This window comes from Desulfosporosinus meridiei DSM 13257 (assembly GCF_000231385.2).
Lineage (GTDB): Bacteria > Bacillota > Desulfitobacteriia > Desulfitobacteriales > Desulfitobacteriaceae > Desulfosporosinus > Desulfosporosinus meridiei.
Window position 1 is genome coordinate 3,273,763 of record NC_018515.1, and the last position, 18,171, is coordinate 3,291,933.

Below are 18,171 nucleotides of genomic sequence, written 5' to 3' on the forward strand. Positions count from 1 at the left end.
GACTCTTCCCGAAACTAATACTCCTTTATAGTCCAAAAGACCCCAGGAAACGACGAACTTGATTCTGCACTTCAACTGACATTGTTACAGTAGGGGCAAACCCTTCAAGTGGTTTAGTGGCATCAATCCCCATCTTAGCGGTTCGACTTAGGTCATCACTTGATGGGTCTAGAGTACATCCCATGCCCATATGCTGTGGGACAATCGTCACTCCCTTGTCTGCTTGAAGCCGGGTAGCCATAGCCCATAACACCTGACGTTCATCAAAGACGTCTACATCTTCATCAACCACGACAACCATTTTTAAATTATGATCAACCGAGAAAGCAGTAAAAATGGCCTGTTGGGCCTGCCCTTCAGCAATCTTTTTCATGGAAATATAGCAATGAAACAGGCCGCAGGCAGATATAGGAGCATGAACACTTTTAATGTTTGGAAGAGTCCTATTTAAGGCATTTAGCACATCCCCTTCTCTCTGTACTGCCACTATAGTAATGTGCTCCGAACTCATACCTGGAGTGATGTCCTGATAGAGGGGTTTCGTTCGATACTGAACCGCTTTAACCTTAAAGATATTTTCCGTACTGCGGTAACAGGCGTAATTTGTAAATTCTGCAAAAGGCCCTTCTGATTCTCGTTCTCCGGCTACGATTTCCCCTTCAATAATCACCTCAGCATAGGCCGGAACCATTAGATCCACTGTATGGCAGCGAGCAACCTCCAGGGGAGCCCCAAATAGTCCTCCCATTGCTGCGAATTTACCGAGATCATAAGGAATCAAAGCCATCGATCCCATAGAAATATTGGGATGAATACCTAGTACGATGGTTGCCTCCAATGATTTCCCCAGTTCTTCAGAGCGTCGAAAATACTCCCATAGACGTTGCCGGGAATGGAGGCTAATCCCTAATTTGTCTTTTCCTTTTAACTGCATCCTATGATAACCTGCGGTATCAGCACCCGTGAGTGGATCCTTAGCAATCACTAATCCTGCTGTGATATACGGCCCTGCATCGATGGGAAAGTGGGTTAAAATCGGCAGCTTGTACAAATCAACCTCCGAGCCCACAAAAATATTCTCCCGAAAAGGAGCTTCCTGTACCTCAACAGGTTCAATTCTTTGATTAATTCTCTTGGAGAATTCAGCGGCCAATTCATTGGGATGAACCCCCATTGCTAACGCTAGACGTTCACGGGGAGCTAAAACATTCGTAACTACCGAAATATCATGTCCTTTGACATTTTCAAATATCGTCAATGGATAACGCCGAGCCTTTTCTAATTCCATGATTAAAGTACTAATCTCATACTTGGGATCAATTTCCTCTTGGACATGAACAACCTCCCTAGGATTTTGCTGCTTTACTTGATCTATAAACGATCTCAAATCCTGTTCCAAAATAAACGCCTCCTATTTTTTCCTGACCCATTTGGACCGCTAATCCCCACTAATTCCCCTCATCCATCTCCAGCACGCGCCTGTTCCGAATAATTGACCTCCCAGGCAAATCCAATTCTTCAAGAGCCCTTACGGAAAACCAAAAAAGACGATAGAAAAAGCCCGCAGTCATTGACTGGGGGCTTTACCATCGTCCACCAAAGCCTGAAAACAGGCTTATCGTATATTACAGGCAGGTCTTCTGGCTCAAAGTTCATCATCTCCGCACGCCTTCCCAGCCGAAGCCAGTGGCCAATGTACGAGACTCCCTTCTCACAGTGGTGGGTCCGCTCAGGATTAATACCTGATTCCCTATTCTCCCTATCAGGGCACCTGTAATAGGTATTTTACCAGCTTGGATTTTTCAGCTAGTTTATTTGAATATATCCTTCGACATTGAGTTAGTATTTCCTGCTATTTCATAATTTTTTGTTTAATCTATATTGTCGATGTTTGTTTAAAACCGAGGGGGTCTTTCGTCCTATTTTTAGATGAACTTTATCTAAATTCATCAAACCCTGTTAGCTTTTATGATATAATCTTCATAACTTCATATAAGAGAGGGTGGACCAACTGAAAAAGCTAATTTTTTCCGTCATTACTACGCTTGCATTCGCCTTATGTGCACCTCTAATTGCACAAGCAAGCCCCTTAGCCTTTACTTCCGAACGTATCGCAGGACAAGACAGAGTTGAAACAGCTCTTAAGATATCTCAAAAAGGATGGGACTCCGCTCTAACCGTAATTTTGTGTGAAAATAATGATTATCCCGATTCTATAGCGGCAACTCCTTTTGCTGTAAGCTTAAACGCACCTATTTTATTGACTAAGGGCGACACAATCGACCCTCGAGTTATTAAAGAGCTGCAGCGCCTCTCACCGGATAGAGTAATCCTCCTAGGCGGCACTGCTTGCTTACAACCGGCCATTGAAAAAGAACTTGAAGGACTTTCTTTACACTGGGAGAGAATTGGGGGAATAGATCGTTATGAAACATCCGTTCTTCTGGCTAAAGAGTTATACAGTGATTCAATGATTCTTGCTAATGGAGATAATTTCCCCGATGCTCTATCGGCGGCTACATATGCGGGAATAAAACAGATCCCCATCGTTCTTACCTCTACCACGCTGCCTGATTCAGTCATCAAATATTATCAAGATAATGCTCCAAAACATTTAATCGTAATAGGTGGAGAAGTAGTTGTTCCTTCTAAAGAGTTATCTAAGCATAGCTTCGTGATTGAAACTCGTTTAGGCGGCTATGATCGGTACGAAACCAATGCTAAAGTTGTCTCCTTTATGAAAGAAGCTTATTCGTCAAATGATCTTTTCTTAGCTTCGGGCATCACATTTCCCGATGCTGTAGCGGGAACTGTACTTGCCTCTAAATCTAACGCCCCCCTTTTACTTACAGAAAAAGATGATATTCCTCCTGCAGTTTACAGTATTATGCGTCAACATATGAAAGTCGAACCACCTACTCAGGGACCTTCAAATAATAACTCTCTAAATCAAGGAACAGTCACTGCTTCAGGAGGTTTAAACCTTAGAGAAACACCCTCTGCCAGCGGCAACGTACTTATTACGATTCCTACAGGAACGACAATTAATCTTATTGAAAAGCAAGATCAGTGGTATAAAGCCAGCTATCAATCGAAAACAGGCTGGGTCTCGGCTAACTATCTTAGCGTTATAGCGAAAAAGGGAGTTATTAGTGCTTCCGGGGGATTAAATCTTAGAGAAACCCCCTCTTCCGACGGGAAAATGCTTGTCACAATACCCAAAGATGCATCCGTTGAGCTTATCGAACAGCAAGGGGATTGGTATAAGACAACCTACCAATCTCAGACCGGTTGGATTTCCGCTCAATATGTAATACTTGCCGGAACAAACATAGAAACACCTCCAACTTCTACAGCTATTAACTTAAGTCCCAATGGTAAAGTTTATATTCTAGGGGGAACAGGCATCATCGGCTCATACGCTCAAAATATTATGGAAGGAAAGTCTCCTTCTAAATACCCTGACAATCTCAAGGCTTTTCCTGCCTTGCCTGCTGAAATTAAAGAACCCTCAAGAGGTGACGATGATGTCCCTACCCCTCCCACTAATCCCTCTGATCCTCCTGCAACAACTTATGACCCATCCACAGAAGTACTGATCAATCCTTTTGATGGAATTCCCGCCAATGCATTGTCCGGAAAGACTATCATGATTGACCCCGGTCACGGCGGCCCGGATACAGGGGCAATCGGCCCTTCTAAAACCTACGAAAAAAATAACACTTTAGCAATTGCCCTAGCCTTACGGGACACCCTAAAACAAGCCGGCGCTACCGTTATCCTTACCAGAGATAAAGATATCGCACTTTGTCAAAACTACACTGAAATTGAAGATCTACAAGCACGGGTTAACCTGGCAAATAACGCAAAGCCAGACTTATTTATCAGTATCCATAATGATGCAAATACAAAGTCCGATATTCAAGGTACCTCAACCTATTATTCTCAAGATAACCCTCAAAACTTCGCCAGCCAACATTTAGCTAATAGCATCCAATCTGCTGTAATCGGTACGATTAAATCTAATAACCGCGGACTTAAACAAGCAGGATTTTATGTTTTACGCAACACTACCATGCCTGCAATCCTTTTAGAAACAGCCTTTATATCTAACCCTTATGAGGAAGCTAGATTACAGAACCCTAACTTTCATAAGAACGTTGCCAGTTCCATTCTGATTGGAATCTACAACTATTATAAAAACCCCTTGCCTAAGGCATGATCCCAATCAATAATACCCATCTATAAAGTCACTAAAAAACAGGGTGTTTCGCATCTACGAAACACCCTGTTTCTTCATATAAACCCATCATCAAGCTCATTGAGCTTTAGCGGGAATAGGTCCTCGGGAAAGAGCAATTTTTCCTGTGCGAGCGATTTCGATAATTCCATGATCGTCATCTAAAACCTGACACAGTGCATCAATCTTTGTTTCATCTCCGGATAGTTCTATGACCATTGTTTCTCTATTGACATCCACAATGCTTGCTCGAAAAATCTCTACAATATTAATAATATCCGATCGGGTTGCAGCACTTGCTTTCACCTTAATCAAGGCCAGCTCCCGTTGAATTGATTCAACGGCAGTAAGATCACTGATTTTTATGACATCAACAAGCTTTGACAATTGATTGACAACCTGTTCTTGCTCGATTTCATCCCCTTCTACCACAATAGTAATTCTTGTGGTATCAGCTTCTTCCGTATAACCTGCCGCAATGCTCTCAATATTAAAAGCCCGACGGCTTATCAATCCGGATATATGGGTTAAAACTCCCGGTTTATTTTCGACTAAAACAGCGAGTGTATGCTTCATTCTTCTATTCCTCCCAACATCATCTGATCCAAACAGGCACCGGCTGGAACCATTGGAAAGACATCTAATACTTCCGGAATCCGGATATCCACCACCACGGGACCGGGAATTGCCAGAGCTTCTTGCAAGGTTTTTTCTAATTCTTCCGGTTTAGACACTCTTAAACCAGCGACACCCATAGCCTCAGCCAGTTTTACAAAATCCGTAGCCGACCCTTTTAAACTCGTCTGGGAATAGCGTCCTCCATAAAACATTCTTTGCCATTGAGCTACCATTCCCAGGCATTGATTGTTTAGAATTAAAACTTTCACAGGAAAATTAAATTCTGCAGCAGCAGCCAGTTCCTGACAATTCATCATGAACCCACCGTCACCTACAAAAAGAATAACGGCTCTATCCGGAAGACCACACTGAGCCCCTAAGGCTGCGGGAAGACCATAACCCATTGTACCCAGACCGCCTGATGTCAGAAGTGAGCGGGGATTTTTAAAACCATAAAATTGGGCCACCCACATCTGGTGTTGTCCTACATCAGTAACGATAACCGCATCACCTTGGGTTAATTGACTCACTTTCTCAACAACTGCTTGGGGCATTACGGAATCTGAGTTTTGCACATAAGTTAACGGCTTTTCCTTGTACCAATTACGCACTTTCTCCAGCCAAGTTCGAACTCGCCCTTTTAGTTCATCTGATACATTCCTAACCTCTTGGTTAAGCGCTGGAAGTGACCATCTCATATCTCCAACCACACGCAAGTTTGCTATCACGTTTTTATTAATTTCAGCCGGATCAATATCAAAATGGATAATCTTTGCTTTTGCCGCAAACTCGCTCAAGAGCCCTGTCACTCTATCGTCAAAACGCACCCCGATTCCTATCAGCAAATCACATTCCGTTGTAGCCATATTTGCAGCATAGGTTCCGTGCATTCCAACCATTCCGAGGAATTGGGGATGGTCGTTTGCTAAACACCCTAAGCCCATTAAGGTTGAAATCACCGGAAATCCGCTAAGGTCTATCAACTCTTGAAGTTCCTTAGAAGAATCAGATAGATTGACACCGCCCCCCACAAAGATAAGGGGCTTTTGAGCTAACCTCATTTCTGCCAGAACCTTATCAAGGATACTTGAATCACCTTCAAATACAGGTCGATAACCACGCAACTTAACCTCTTCAGGATATTGGTAATCAAAGGAAGCAGCAAAAACATCTTTCGCAATATCAACAACAACCGGTCCCGGTCTGCCTGTGCGGGCAATATAGAAGGCTTCTTTAAGGGCACCGGGTAAATCTTCAACTTTTTTTACCAAATAATTGTGTTTAGTTATTGGGGTTGTAATTCCTCGAATATCAGCCTCCTGGAAGGAGTCTCTCCCAATCAAAGGAACGGACACTTGACCCGTAATAGCCACTAAAGGAATAGAATCCATGTAAGCTGTGGCAATCCCAGTTACAAGATTTGTTGCTCCTGGACCAGAGGTGGCGATAACAACTCCTACCTTCCCTGTAGCTCTTGCGTAACCATCAGCAGCATGGACAGCTCCTTGTTCATGTTTGGTGAGAATATGTCTAAACTTTGCTTGATACAAAGCATCATAAAGCGTCAACACTGAACCACCGGGATAGCCAAATACCACATCAACATTTTCGTTTTTAAGAGACTCTATAATCGCTTCTGCTCCTGTAATTATCAAATTAGTTACCCTCACTTTCTCTTCTGCGCAAATATATTATTCAAATATATCAAATAATCTTCATCTTTTGAACAGCTTGACCAAAATATCCATAAATTCGTTGGCTTTTTTCCTCATAATTATAACATAAGAATACATCTGAGCGGACTAAGATGGGTTGATCTTAATTATCCCTTTGTTTCTAGAAAAATTAACATAGAATTATTTATACAATATTATAATAGATTACAAAAAATTTTTCTATACTATAAAAGAAACAATAACTACTTAAACGAATCAAATATTATCAAATTGAGAGCGAACATCAGTCATCATCTCCTGAGCCATCCAGTTCTTTGTAAGCGATAAGTTGAAAAAAGTAAAAGGCGCCTCGCTTTTTGACGAGGCACCTTGCCTTTTTGGATAAAAACCTTTTCTATCTAATCTGCAGTTTTGAGTTGCTAGCTTTGGGTTTCCTCAACATAACGTGCAATAATCGTACCTACCACTAATGCCCAAACTGGGGAACTAATATTAACGATGGAAATATTGGATACAGCAATGATAAAGGTAAAGGCCGTGCTCAATTTCATCGATGGTTTGGAAAACCCTACAGATAGACTGTTCCCAAAAACGCCCAACAACGCAATCCCTACAAGTATGGAAACGAACCCTGCCGGCAATGCCTGAATCCAAGGCACTAGCCGCCATGAAAATAAGCCAAATATAATTATGATAATCCCTGAGACAACTGCACCCATATAGCGTGATTCATGTGGTCCGGCCTCTTCATCAGAACAAATTGCCGTCATCATTCCCGCTATATTAGCTGATTGGCCGCCAAAAAAACTTGTAATAATCGAAAAGGCTCCACTTAAGGTTACAATTCGATTCACAGGCGGGCGATAATTATTCTGTTCTAAGGCACCAATCCCTATTGCAGCGTCATTACTCAAAATTAGTAGCGCTAAAGGAAGGGAAACGGAAAGAAAACTCAAAAAGTTAAATTCAGGAATTTGAACCCTTGGAACTACAAACCCTGCCGATAGGATATCTACGCTCAAAGGTTGTGTCAAAAGTAACATAATAAAACCTGCCAAAATAGCAGCAACCATTGGGGGAACAAACTTCTTCTTTTTGTTAAAAATTAGATAAACAACAATTGCAATTCCACCAACGATAGGAAGTTGATGAATCGAAGATACAAACGAAACCATATACTTAGTTATCATCCCAGCCAACATCACGGAAATAATTTGTTTGGGGACGTAATCAATTAGCTTTGAAAATACTCCCAGATAACCAACGGCCAGCATTAAGACACCCGAAATAATATAGGTACCGATAAGTTGATGATAACTAAATTGAGCGGTAACAGTGGCTAAAAAAGCAACACCGGTTATTGAGTGAGCACCTACAATAGGCATTCGATAATATAGCGGAATCCAGATGCTATAAATCCCGCCAAACACATAGACCGAGAACATCCATAGAATGGTTTGTGTCAGAGTAAAGTTACCCTTAGACGCTGCCTCTAAAATAATTACCGGTGGCCCAGTTACTGCTAAAAGCCCCGAAGCAATGCCTGCAGCAATGTTTTTATGATTTAGATCAGCTAAATTACACTTCATTATTAAGCTCCTGACTTCACTAATTATTTAGGAATCTTTTTAATTTTCCCACTAAAGGGATATCTGCAGGAGCAAATTCATAGCGATCTAATTCCCCTGGATAAACCCAATGGATTTGGCTATGTACTCGATTAGAAAATTCTCCGACAGTCCATCTACACCAAAAAGCTATAAGCTTAATAATTCCATTTTCATATTCATAAATACTTTCTCCGAAAGGCTCCAGAACCTCTACTTCAACTCCTAATTCTTCATTTATCTCACGTTTTAAACACTCTCGCAAGGTCTCCCCAACTTCTATTTTACCACCAGGAAACTCCCATTTTCCAGCTAATTTGTCATCATCTGCTCGCTGAGCAATCAGAACTTGACCATCTTTTAGAATTATTGCTGCAGTAACTTCTTTCATACTACCGACCATTCTAATTCTCCTCGTACCTCCAATTTCAGCTCAAATATCAGCTATTATAAATTTGATCATATAATGCAAAATTCCTGCATTAATAGGAATTATTACTTGTATTTTATTGTTACTAATTTTGGTCATTCATTTTTACAATAAAAAATTCCCCAAAAAGCACTTAGATATTCTCGTAATATTAGTTGTCATAACAACATTTAAATAGTATATTGAGTTTAGGAGTTTGTTACGAAGCTATCTCTCAATAATTTAAGCGAGGTGGGGTCATCAAATGATCAAAGCTAATCCCTCACAAAACGAACAGATATGGAGTAAGACCTTTTTTTTAATTCTGTTAGTTTCATTCTTAATGTTTTTGTCAATGTACATGCTGCTCCCAACCCTTCCATTATATGCTCAAAGTCTTGGTGGAAATGAAACTATTGCCGGAACAATCGTTGGAATTTTTACACTCTCAGCAGTACTAGTTCGCCCTTGGTTCGGGAACCTGCTTGACTACAGAGGTCGAAAACTAATCTTAATAATCGGTATCGCCATTTTCCTGGTTTCAGTGCTTGCTTATAACCTAGCCTATACGATTATTTTCCTGTTAACAATAAGAGCAGTTCACGGTATTGGCTGGGGGGCTTCTACAACCGCTACCGGAACAATGGCTTCAGACGTTATCCCTGCAGCCAGGCGTGCTGAAGGGATGGGGTATTATGGGATAGCTGCTACTATAGCAATGTCTCTGGGACCAGCTTTAGGGCTATATTTAGTTAAAAATAACAGTTACTCACTTTTGTTCGCAGGCTCAGCAATCCTGGCAGGTCTTGGTTTTATAGGCTCATTTTTTATTAATTATGAGACTTCTCCCAAAAGACAGGCCAAGAAGAAAGATCCGCGTGTAAAAGGCGTCATCCTGGAAAAAACTGCAATTCCTTCAGCCTTGGTATTGTTCTTTATCACCTTGACCTATGGTGGAATTGTGAGCTTTTTACCTGCATACGCAGGCTTCCGGGGGGTAGATAACATTGGAATATTCTTTACTGTCTATGCCCTTGTCTTATTATTGGGTCGCCCGATTATTGGAAAATTATCTGATAAGTATGGCCCTCGGAGGTTTTTAGTCCCCGGTATACTTATGCTAGTCGCTGCTCTGGTACTTCTTTCAATGGCCTCTTCATTATCTATGTTTCTACTGGTTGCTGTGGTGTACGGACTGGGGTTTGGAACAGTACAGCCAATTTTAAACGCTCTGGTTATAACCTTATCACCACCTGAGCGGAGAGGAGCCGCTAATGCAACTTTTGCAGTAGCAATGGATCTAGGCATTGGACTTGGGGCAGTTATTCTCGGGTTCATAGCACAAGAATTGGGATATGTATATATGTACGGCAGCTCCGTAATTTTTGCATTATTAGCATTGGTTATGTACTTCTCCTTCCTTCGAAAAAAACTTCCGGATGAACCTAGAATCCTTAGTTAAATGTGTAGATATATTTAATATGAATTTCAAAAACCCTCCACTAAGTAAGCTTATCTATGGTAACTTGTGGAGGGTTATTTACGGGTTTATACTTATGGGGTTATATAGCAAGATCCTGTGACTCAAATACCCTTTTTGCCCATTGCCATAGAACTATTGAAACCAAATTAAGTCCTACAATAGAATCAACTGGATTTTTAGTTCCTTCTAATACTTCTTGAGGCTGAAACAATTGAAAAAGAGAGATTTTCTTCAGCCAGGAATATTTATTACTTAACCCTCCGACAATATCTAAACAATAAAACATAAGAGTTAACCCTGCAGCATAGGTTAATGCCCGTTCCTCCTCAACAAACCAGGCCGAGAAAAAAAGACTGTAGATTTCGATTAAAGAAAAAAAGGAGAATCCTAAAAGCCCTAAGCGTACATACCTGTCGTGACAGATGGTAATCCCTGAGCGAGATGCACCAAAGAAGAGTCCCAGAATTGTTACGGTGACCAATATCCCCCCCGAAAAAATCAAGACAGCCGCTTGAGTTGATAGTATCTCACTTCTCGATATCGGTGTTGATAAAAGCAGGGCTATAGAGCAATCGTCCACCATTTTAGCTAATAAGTTATTGGCTGTTTGAATTCCATATACAGCCATGAGCATAACCCAAATCCTCGCAAAAAACTGTCCGGATATAAACGCCTCAAATGTATCAGTACGTGCATTTTCAGGAACTCCGAACACAGTCTTTACAGCAGCCGGTAATGATACTGCGATCTCTGTAACAGCCGGATTTTCAGCAATCACTGGATAAACCCAAGTTAAAAGTCCTTCATAGAGAACAATCCCGGTTGAAATCACAGCAATCTTTTTTCTGTGTTGCTTAAACATTGCCCTAAATAATGCTCTGTTCATGGTCACCCCACCTTAAGTCTAATCATCTCTCATTAGATCTAATATCTATTTATAAAAATCCAAAAAGGCCTCTTCAAGCTCCAAGGAGTGTTGCTTAAAACGAACTACATGAACTTGACCCAATGCCATCCACAGACTATCCAATTCGCCGGCAACACGAATGATACATGATCTGCCTTGTAATAGGATCAAATTCAGCTGACTCTCTTTAAGCAGCTCTAAATCCTCATCACTTTCCACTTCGATTTGAAATGTTTGATACTCTGCTTCTCTAAGCTGCAAGATACTTTTTATGGCCAGAAGTTTGCCTTCTCGAATTATTCCCACCTGTTCACAGGTTCGCTCAATCTCTGGAAATTGATGGGATGACATAAATATGGTTTTTCCCCTTTTCTTTTCCTCCAGGATTAAATCAATGAATACTCTTTGCATTAACGGATCCAATCCTGATGTCGGTTCGTCAAGAATAAGCACCTTAGCATCCAGCATAAAGGCTGCAATTATACCTAACTTTTGCTTCATTCCTTTAGACATTTTCCGAATTAGAATTTTCGAATCTAAATCGAGGGCATTTATAAAATACTTTTGGTTCTTCTTGATCTGGAAACGGTTCCTATGCATACCAGCTATAAGGTTAAGAAATTCCAAGGCTGTTAAGTTTTCTACAAAATGAAGTTCACCGGGAAGATAACTGACCAGCTTCTTAACCTCTGTTTTTTGTTCCCAACAGGCCAGACCGTTAATCGTTACTTGCCCTGAATCAGGCCTTAAAAATCCCATCAGAAGGCGTATTGTCGTGGTTTTCCCTGCTCCGTTGGGACCTAAAAACCCAAATGCCTTCCCCTGATCAACATCAAAGCTAATTTTCTTTATCCCTCGTCCTTCGCGGTATATTTTGCTCAGTTCTTTTACCTCGATCATTTCCTCCCTACTTTCTATAAGGGGCCAGACTCTCAATGATAGAAACTAATAATTATTGATGCTAATTTACGCTAATGGTTTTCTGGCAAAAAAATAATGAGATACTTTAAAGGGCAAAGGAATAACCTCAACCTCAGTAAACCCGGCTTGTTCTAATAGATTAAGCACCTCTTTTTCCAAAGGTAATCCCTCAAAGCCATCATGACAAGAAAGGAAGAAACTCATCAAATTTTGGGGAATATGGGTTTTGAAAATCTGGAATGCCGGACTAACTCCTCTTAGAGCCGTCAAAATCCCAATTTTGCCACCTGGTTTTAAGAGATCCGTGACAGTTTTCAAAAGATCTAAACGCTGTTGGCCAGTGAAATAATAAATAAGATTATTTAGCAGACAACAATCATAGATTTCTAAAGCATCTTTAAAATCAAAAACATTCGTCGCCTCAATTCGAATACGCCCTTGAAAAGGTTCTGTTTCCATCGCGGCACGATTGGCTACTGACTGGTTAACTTCAAGCCCCACACCGTGTAAATTCGGGAATTCTTCAACCAGTCTGCGTAGTAACACTGCTTCACCGCAACCAACATCTAGTACATGATGCCAGTCTTCTTTTTCACATTTCCCTCTAAGCACAGGCCAGACAAAGAACTCCGAAGATTTTGAGGCTCTTGATATAAGCTCATTCTCCATTTCATTATCCATTTTTAGCCTGGGTATCTGGCGTCTTATTAGTTCCGGCAATTGTGCAAAACTAGCCCCCCAATAGAGAGCAAACTCTTTGTACATAGCCTCTAAGCCATAGTTACGATAACCATGGATGGCCTTCCCCGTTTTACTAAGCTTATATTTTCCTTTAGTTAAAACGACAAGTTCTTGAATTCTAGCTTGTTCAAGCCAATGATCAAGCAAAAGAGGATCCCAATCCGGGTTTTCGGCCAGGAAATCCTCTTTGTTCCTTTCTTTCAGGAAGCCCTCCCAAAGATTAAGCTCGTAACCGGTGTGTACAAGCCAGAGAAACCCTAGATTTTCCATGAGTGAAATGGTTTTTCCGAGAAGCGATAGCATTCCTATATCCACGATTTCCACCTCATCTTTTTTGTTCTTATCCCTTTAATAAAGGAGCTTCCAAAAGAAAATCAGATAGCGCCAAGCCTTTAAGCGTCGGCGCTAATACTAAAACAAATACAAATACTAATACTAATGCTAATACTAATACTAATGCTAATACTAATGCTAATGCTAATGAACAATCGCCCATAGTTATTAAAATCTTTACTACTTTTATATGTGCTTTAGTGAGCAGTAGTGTTTGTCTCCCTACCTCCTCAAAATTATTTTCCATAATTTTGAAATGCCGACACTTCTCCAGATAAACCTTCTACTAAATGGTTTGGCCTGTTCCACCAGACTTAAAGAAGGGCATAAATCCCTTAAAGTTCCTTCCAAGGTAAGAAAAGTCTTGCCTAGAAGCACAAATTCGGGGGGTATATGAATTCCATGCTTAGAGATGATGGCTAAAAAATCCTGGATACTCTCTCCTATAGTAAATTTCTTTTGTTTTAGGCTCAAATACTTATGGCGCAAGTTTTGAATATCCGCTTGGAACGAATCCCGATCAACGAATGATGATATACCCATCTCAGAAAGAGTCTTTAAAAGTAAAGCATCGTCTTCACGGATTATTCCAGAAGTCAATAGAGATAGCTGAGCCTTCATGGGGATGGAGAGATTCCCAATAATTCCGAAGTCGATTAAGCTAATTTTTCCATCCGGAAGAATTAGTATATTTCCCGGGTGAGGATCAGCGTGAAAGCAGCCTTCCCGAAGTATTTGCTGCAGGAAAGCTTTACTTAAATGATGGGCAATATTACAAGCATTTTTGGAACCTTTTTCCGAACCGGAAATTTGATGTAAAGGGATTCCCGGTATATATTCCATTGTAAGAACCATAGAATTCGTTAATTCCCAATAAATCTTTGGAACCAAAATATTGGAGTTTTTCTTACTGAGTTTAAAGATTTTCTCTGCATTTTTTCCTTCTTGAAGAAAATCCAACTCTTTTATAATAGTCTCGGAAAACTCCTCAAGTATTAAGCGAACCGGATAGCCTTTCCCCCACTTTGTATTCAGCTCAATTCGTTCTGCAAGCACCTGGAAGATCTCCAAATCTGTCTTAACTCTTTCGTGAAGGAATGGGCGTTGCACTTTTACGGCAACTTTTTCTCCATTATGCAAAACTGCCTCATGCACTTGAGCAATCGAGGCCGAAGCCACTGGGATTGGATTAAAATGTTTAAAGACTGACTCTAAGTTGACCTTTAAAGACTCCTCGACTACTCGACGTACTATACTAATGGGCAGCGGATTAACATGATCTTGGAGTTTTTCTAATTCTTTAATGATCGGTAGTGGAAGCAAATCAGATCGGGTACTCGCCATTTGGCCAACCTTAATAAATGTTGCCCCAAGTTCTCCTAAGGCTGCTCTCAGATGAACACCGAGTAGTGCTAAATCTTTTTGCTCTATTTTGTTAAGATTTCCAGGGATGATCCAGTAACCAAGTCCATGTCTAAACAGTACGGAAAGGATCTCGTAGTAACGAGCAAAATGTCTCTCCGGTATTCCAAACATAATGAAACTCTCCGTTTCTTCAAAGCTATTATATAGTTATGGATCGATAAACATAATGTTACAAAGCTAATCTTAACAATACTCACTCGTTCTCCTGTTAGAAAATCATAGTAATATAAAGAAAAGTGGCTAGCACCAAAGTCATAAGACTTCGGTGCTAGCCAGATATTATGGTTCCCTTTATTTTGTCATTCGGATCTCATTTCTTTAAAAACCCAATTGGCCAAAGACACGATAATCGAGACAAGGAAAGCCACTCCAAATCCCGGCACAGAAAATCCCGGCAGCAGCCCACTTGTGAGCATAATCATCCAGGTATTAATAACAAGTGTAAAAACTCCTAAAGTTAGAAGATTGAGAGGGATAGTCAGTAAAATCAGCAACGGCCGAATCATTAGATTGACAAGCCCCAGAACTATCCCTGCCCATAAGAAATGAAGTGGAGTTGATGCGACCATAGGCAAGAATTGGGCCGCAATAAAAAAGGCCAGTGCATTTACTAGTACACGATAGATCTTTCGTTTCAACTCTTCACCTCCGCTCATTTTAAGCTTATTTTCACCTGAACATCTGCAGTCTTAACATCAACTATATCCAGGCCCTTATACTTACATAAATCTTTGATAACCATTTGCGTTCCTGTTATAATACCACTCGGCGAAACAGTTTTGACCCAACTCATCTGCTGGCGAGACCGTTCATCTTTAGGAAGCGGAATTCGTTTGAGAGCCATTTCCCCGATCCATACTAAATCAGTAAGTGCTGTGAGAAATTCGTTGACCACCCAAACGGGCACCGGAAATGTGTATCCCCTACGCTTTTGAACTTTGATTCGAACCATCAAAAACAAGGCGGATTTACTCCACATACACTTCAACCTTGATTCTTCCCTCTTCCGGATCAGCGACTTCTACATCTACAATCTTACCATCAAGACTCTCTTCAATTATTCGAGCAAGGCCTTCTACATCCAGATCTGTTAAGTCTAGGCCTTTCTTCTCTAACTCCGCCTTCTTATCCTCAGGCACAAAACTCATTGCATATACCACAAGCTTTGAAGCAGAACGTATCAAAGTCAAAGGAACATTTACATTAACCTTAAGTGTTTTCTCACCTTGCACACGAACCCTTAAAAAACGTTCCCCCTCTTTCTTCACAAGATCCTGTTCAAAAATCTGCGAACTGGTTTTATCTGAGTTTCCTTCGTCGATTGCCTTCAAGAGATCTAAACCTTCGACAGCTGTCAGTTTACCTTCTTGAACCATTTCGAGGATCTTCATCTTTTCACTGCTCATTTTTATTTCCCCTTTACATAATAAATTTAATAATTGAAGCTAAACCATCTAGTCTCAATCCTTACTAGACTTTCTCATCTGAAGCGCAGCTTCCTGAGCCGATATCTCACCTCGTTCTAGGGCTTCTAGAATTTCCTGTCTACGCAAGCTTCCCTCAGAAGAGTTAGACTTTTCATAATCACTCTCTTTCCCCTTCTCAGCTCCATAACCTAGCGCCTCAATGACACTATCTAAGCGACTTCTTACCGTCGGGTAGGAAATACCTAACTCTTTTTCCACCTCTTTGATATTCCCCCGACATTTAATAAATGCCTCCGTAAAAACTAATTGTTCAGCTGGCAGCCGACAAAATTTACAGGAACTAAACTCTCCCTCGATTTTTGTGGGACAATGTGTACAAGAAAGCTTACTTATTTTCATTTCTTGATCGCACACAGGACACCGATGGGGCATCTTATAATTCAAGGCAACCACCTCTAAATCAAAATTACACAGCGCTTCTGTGATTAGATAATAAACCCATTTATTAATATTGTCAACATAAATATTAATAAAATTAAGGTATGTTTTAATATCGTTAAGTTGGGTGTGATTATTTGTAGATGCAACTTAATTGGAACTCTAGTAAAATTATAATGCAGCCCGTCTACGGAAAGACTAGCTGCATTAGTTAACAAACCAAAATGAGGAGGGGCTATTTATGCCACAAATAAAAATACGAGGAATTGAGACAGACACAATACGTCAGGTAAGCAAAATTATGCTTGATGAGCTATCGATACTTATTCAATCTCCAAGGAGCGACTTTACTCTAGAAGTGATTCACTCTACTTTCATCCTCGATGAGGAGGTTGTGCAAGGGTATCCTTTTATCGAAGTTGCCTGGTTTGACCGCGGACAAGAAATTCAAGACCAAGTTGCCCAAGCCATCAGCCGGATAATTAATCAAGCCGGGTACCCAAGCGTAGATATTATGTTTACCGTTTTAGATAGAGTTCGCTATTACGAAAACGGCGAACACTTTTAAAATTGCCATAGAGCAATTAGATTAAGTTAATTACAGTAAGGATAGTGTAAGACAATCTACAATTTCCTCCTCGAAAGGTTCTGATCATCATTAAGAGTCGTTAATACCTTGCAAATAGATCTAACGTCTTCACTACTTAAATTATCAAAGTCGAGAAGCTTTGCACTAATACTCTGAAATGCTTCATTTTACACCACATTGTTAATTTTTTTGTATACTTCACCGTCACAAATCGCAAATAATTTCGCATCTGTTGGAATTGGTTGATTTAACTTAGTGTTTATTGTCATATCACTCTTGTTTGATACTAATGTAGCCCCTTGTTTGATAAGAGCTAAAAAAGCATCCTCATATGTTTTCCATTCAGGTCTGATCGTTACGTGATATACATCAGCACCTTTTTGGCGACTTAATAATTGGGTGAAAATATCTAGGCTTCCTTCATTAAGTGCTGACCTTACAGCTAATCTAGATACAGCATCGTGGGAGAGAACGAAATCATTAACTTTAACGTGTTTAAAGTTTTGAATATGTTTCTCCATCATGATTTCAACTGTGGTATGTACTTTAGGTGCTATACTCTCTATAGTTGAAGCTAAAAGTAACGATTTACCATCAACAAGAGCAGGCTCATCAATTCTTGCATCAGCAAAAACGATTGCCGAACGAGCATTCTTAATATCTGCTTGTTCTAGTATATCGATGGAACTTGGGTCACCACTAATAAAATGAATTTTAGGTTTATCATAAGGATGTTTGTCTATCTCATCAATAATTACAACCTCAATATTGGGGTCTGTAGATAGAATTTCTTCTATCGCATATTGTGCTTTCTTACTCCAATTAACTATGATAACGTGGTTTTTACCTTGATACCTCAAGCGCCCAGCTTCCCTTCTCCTATTAAAATCTGCAACAGCATCTATAATCTTACCAATGACTAAACTTAACAAACCAATTCCAAATACGTAAATGAAGATAGTAAGCACTTTTCCTGGAAAAGTGCTTGGCGAATAATCACCATAGCCAACTGTCGCCATCGTTGTTAAAACAAAATACAGAGAATTAAACCAAGTTTCAAATGTCTCTGCCTCAATCATATAAGCAAATGTTGAAGCGCTCAGTACAAAAGCAATAAATCCAATCGCAAGTGCTGTATTCTTCATTTTCACTAATTTCATTGATAAGCGAAGCAAAAAGTGCAAAAGGTCTTTCCTCCTACAAAAATACATTATGGTTCTTACTATCTAGTTCACCCCAGGCTTTTCTCGTAAGAACGTATTTCCAATAGATGCTTGAAATACTCATTGTAACCCTCTAGATTAAAAACCTGATGGAAATCATATGCTATACTTCTACAAATTAAACTAGTTCTCCT

18 protein-coding genes and 1 riboswitch are annotated in these 18,171 nt (G+C 40.2%); of the genes, 3 read left to right on the plus strand and 15 right to left on the minus strand.

Going from position 1 to position 18,171, the window contains the following annotated elements; all coding sequences use genetic code 11:
• Window positions 1-25 precede the first annotated feature (25 nt).
• On the minus strand, window positions 26-1,399 hold the full coding sequence (locus DESMER_RS15055; protein WP_014903922.1) for a UbiD family decarboxylase: 1,374 nt from the start codon (window positions 1,397-1,399) through the stop codon (window positions 26-28).
• Between the two features lie 214 nt (window positions 1,400-1,613).
• Window positions 1,614-1,790: riboswitch (cobalamin riboswitch) on the minus strand.
• A 212-nt stretch (window positions 1,791-2,002) separates the two neighbouring features.
• Here DESMER_RS15055 and DESMER_RS15060 point away from each other — a divergent pair.
• Window positions 2,003-4,222, plus strand: a complete 2,220-nt coding sequence (locus DESMER_RS15060) for an N-acetylmuramoyl-L-alanine amidase (RefSeq protein WP_014903923.1) — start codon at window positions 2,003-2,005, stop codon at window positions 4,220-4,222.
• Window positions 4,223-4,318: 96 nt separating this feature from the next.
• Here DESMER_RS15060 and ilvN read toward each other — a convergent pair whose 3' ends face one another.
• The 4 genes from ilvN to mutT form a co-directional block, all read right to left on the minus strand.
• Window positions 4,319-4,816, minus strand: a complete 498-nt coding sequence (gene ilvN / locus DESMER_RS15065) for an acetolactate synthase small subunit (protein ID WP_014903924.1) — start codon at window positions 4,814-4,816, stop codon at window positions 4,319-4,321.
• A complete protein-coding gene (gene ilvB / locus DESMER_RS15070) occupies window positions 4,813-6,513 on the minus strand; it encodes a biosynthetic-type acetolactate synthase large subunit (RefSeq protein WP_014903925.1) in 1,701 nt (566 codons plus the stop codon). Before ilvB ends, ilvN begins: the two co-directional genes overlap by 4 nt.
• A 440-nt stretch (window positions 6,514-6,953) precedes the next feature.
• Window positions 6,954-8,123 (minus strand): benzoate/H(+) symporter BenE family transporter, encoded by a 1,170-nt coding sequence (locus DESMER_RS15075; RefSeq protein WP_014903926.1) that lies wholly within the window; start codon window positions 8,121-8,123, stop codon window positions 6,954-6,956.
• Window positions 8,124-8,142: 19 nt separating this feature from the next.
• Window positions 8,143-8,544 carry an 8-oxo-dGTP diphosphatase MutT gene (gene mutT / locus DESMER_RS15080; RefSeq protein WP_014903927.1) on the minus strand — a complete coding sequence of 134 codons (402 nt, stop codon included), beginning with the start codon at window positions 8,542-8,544 and terminating at the stop codon, window positions 8,143-8,145.
• Window positions 8,545-8,815: 271 nt separating this feature from the next.
• Between mutT and DESMER_RS15085 the strand changes: the two genes are divergently transcribed.
• Window positions 8,816-10,012 (plus strand): MFS transporter, encoded by a 1,197-nt coding sequence (locus DESMER_RS15085; RefSeq protein WP_014903928.1) that lies wholly within the window; start codon window positions 8,816-8,818, stop codon window positions 10,010-10,012.
• 100 nt (window positions 10,013-10,112) lie between these two features.
• On the opposite strand, the gene DESMER_RS15090 is transcribed toward DESMER_RS15085, so the two are convergent.
• From DESMER_RS15090 to DESMER_RS15130, 9 genes are all read right to left on the minus strand, one after another.
• Window positions 10,113-10,919 (minus strand): ABC transporter permease subunit, encoded by an 807-nt coding sequence (locus DESMER_RS15090; RefSeq protein ID WP_014903929.1) that lies wholly within the window; start codon window positions 10,917-10,919, stop codon window positions 10,113-10,115.
• Window positions 10,920-10,964: 45 nt separating this feature from the next.
• Window positions 10,965-11,840, minus strand: a complete 876-nt coding sequence (locus DESMER_RS15095) for an ABC transporter ATP-binding protein (protein ID WP_014903930.1) — start codon at window positions 11,838-11,840, stop codon at window positions 10,965-10,967.
• Between the two features lie 66 nt (window positions 11,841-11,906).
• Window positions 11,907-12,917 (minus strand): class I SAM-dependent methyltransferase, encoded by a 1,011-nt coding sequence (locus DESMER_RS15100; protein WP_014903931.1) that lies wholly within the window; start codon window positions 12,915-12,917, stop codon window positions 11,907-11,909.
• 25 nt (window positions 12,918-12,942) lie between these two features.
• Complete coding sequence (locus DESMER_RS23870; protein WP_014903932.1) at window positions 12,943-13,182, minus strand: hypothetical protein; 240 nt, start codon at window positions 13,180-13,182, stop codon at window positions 12,943-12,945.
• Window positions 13,158-14,471 carry an ABC1 kinase family protein gene (locus tag DESMER_RS15110; RefSeq protein WP_014903933.1) on the minus strand — a complete coding sequence of 438 codons (1,314 nt, stop codon included), beginning with the start codon at window positions 14,469-14,471 and terminating at the stop codon, window positions 13,158-13,160. Before DESMER_RS15110 ends, DESMER_RS23870 begins: the two co-directional genes overlap by 25 nt.
• A gap of 188 nt (window positions 14,472-14,659) precedes the next feature.
• Window positions 14,660-14,998 (minus strand): phage holin family protein, encoded by a 339-nt coding sequence (locus DESMER_RS15115; RefSeq protein ID WP_042334601.1) that lies wholly within the window; start codon window positions 14,996-14,998, stop codon window positions 14,660-14,662.
• Window positions 14,999-15,012: 14 nt separating this feature from the next.
• Entirely contained in the window at window positions 15,013-15,339 is a 327-nt protein-coding gene (locus tag DESMER_RS15120; RefSeq protein WP_042333836.1) for a hypothetical protein, read from the minus strand.
• Window positions 15,329-15,766 carry an SHOCT-like domain-containing protein gene (locus tag DESMER_RS15125; RefSeq protein WP_014903936.1) on the minus strand — a complete coding sequence of 146 codons (438 nt, stop codon included), beginning with the start codon at window positions 15,764-15,766 and terminating at the stop codon, window positions 15,329-15,331. Before DESMER_RS15125 ends, DESMER_RS15120 begins: the two co-directional genes overlap by 11 nt.
• 54 nt (window positions 15,767-15,820) lie before the next feature.
• Window positions 15,821-16,231 (minus strand): DUF2089 domain-containing protein, encoded by a 411-nt coding sequence (locus tag DESMER_RS15130; RefSeq protein ID WP_014903937.1) that lies wholly within the window; start codon window positions 16,229-16,231, stop codon window positions 15,821-15,823.
• A gap of 235 nt (window positions 16,232-16,466) precedes the next feature.
• Here DESMER_RS15130 and DESMER_RS15135 point away from each other — a divergent pair, with 235 nt between their 5' ends.
• The gene (locus DESMER_RS15135) at window positions 16,467-16,793 is read left to right on the plus strand and encodes a DUF1904 domain-containing protein (RefSeq protein WP_014903938.1); all 327 of its coding nucleotides are present in this window, start codon (window positions 16,467-16,469) and stop codon (window positions 16,791-16,793) included.
• A 188-nt stretch (window positions 16,794-16,981) separates the two neighbouring features.
• Here the strand turns inward: DESMER_RS15135 and DESMER_RS15140 are convergent, their stop codons facing one another.
• Window positions 16,982-18,025 carry a potassium channel family protein gene (locus DESMER_RS15140; protein WP_345787927.1) on the minus strand — a complete coding sequence of 348 codons (1,044 nt, stop codon included), beginning with the start codon at window positions 18,023-18,025 and terminating at the stop codon, window positions 16,982-16,984.
• Between the last annotated feature and the right edge of the window lie 146 nt (window positions 18,026-18,171).

Excerpts from the sequence above, each read along its gene's own strand:
- DESMER_RS15125 (WP_014903936.1), bottom strand. The coding sequence starts at position 15,766 with ATGAGCAGTGAAAAGATGAAGATCCTCGAAATGGTTCAAGAAGGTAAA.
- ilvN (WP_014903924.1), bottom strand. The coding sequence starts at position 4,816 with ATGAAGCATACACTCGCTGTTTTAGTCGAAAATAAACCGGGAGTTTTA.
- mutT (WP_014903927.1), bottom strand. The coding sequence starts at position 8,544 with ATGGTCGGTAGTATGAAAGAAGTTACTGCAGCAATAATTCTAAAAGAT.
- DESMER_RS15075 (WP_014903926.1), bottom strand. The coding sequence starts at position 8,123 with ATGAAGTGTAATTTAGCTGATCTAAATCATAAAAACATTGCTGCAGGC.
- DESMER_RS23870 (WP_014903932.1), bottom strand. The coding sequence starts at position 13,182 with ATGGAAAATAATTTTGAGGAGGTAGGGAGACAAACACTACTGCTCACT.
- DESMER_RS15140 (WP_345787927.1), bottom strand. The coding sequence starts at position 18,025 with ATGTATTTTTGTAGGAGGAAAGACCTTTTGCACTTTTTGCTTCGCTTA.
- DESMER_RS15085 (WP_014903928.1), top strand. The coding sequence starts at position 8,816 with ATGATCAAAGCTAATCCCTCACAAAACGAACAGATATGGAGTAAGACC.
- DESMER_RS15090 (WP_014903929.1), bottom strand. The coding sequence starts at position 10,919 with ATGAACAGAGCATTATTTAGGGCAATGTTTAAGCAACACAGAAAAAAG.
- DESMER_RS15135 (WP_014903938.1), top strand. The coding sequence starts at position 16,467 with ATGCCACAAATAAAAATACGAGGAATTGAGACAGACACAATACGTCAG.
- DESMER_RS15110 (WP_014903933.1), bottom strand. The coding sequence starts at position 14,471 with ATGTTTGGAATACCGGAGAGACATTTTGCTCGTTACTACGAGATCCTT.
- DESMER_RS15095 (WP_014903930.1), bottom strand. The coding sequence starts at position 11,840 with ATGATCGAGGTAAAAGAACTGAGCAAAATATACCGCGAAGGACGAGGG.
- DESMER_RS15120 (WP_042333836.1), bottom strand. The coding sequence starts at position 15,339 with ATGTGGAGTAAATCCGCCTTGTTTTTGATGGTTCGAATCAAAGTTCAA.